This is a genomic window from Wenyingzhuangia sp. 2_MG-2023 (assembly GCF_030548295.1).
Lineage (GTDB): Bacteria > Bacteroidota > Bacteroidia > Flavobacteriales > Flavobacteriaceae > Wenyingzhuangia.
Window position 1 is genome coordinate 1 of the sequence record NZ_JAUOSB010000248.1, and the last position, 228, is coordinate 228.

The 228-nt window shown below is 42.1% G+C and carries 1 tRNA gene; it reads right to left on the minus strand.

The features are described 5' to 3' along the window. Positions 1–131: 131 nt before the first annotated feature. Positions 132–209: transfer RNA gene (locus tag Q4548_RS17155), tRNA-Val, on the minus strand. Positions 210–228 lie beyond the last annotated feature (19 nt).

The following is a 228-nucleotide window of genomic DNA, read 5'->3' on the forward strand; positions in this document are numbered from 1 at the left end:
TCCTTACGATGCCCTTGGCGAAATCGCTCAATGGCTTCGGTTCATCGAGTGTGTGAAAGTCAGTTCTCTTGTACATTATCTTGTTGAAGATGTCGAAGTCGAAATCTATCTTTTCCATTCATTTATATTCTTGGTAGCCCCAACTGGATTCGAACCAGTGAATCTTCTCCATGTCAAGGAGATATCTTAACCGACTAGACGATGGGGCCATGTTTTTCTTCTTTGAAG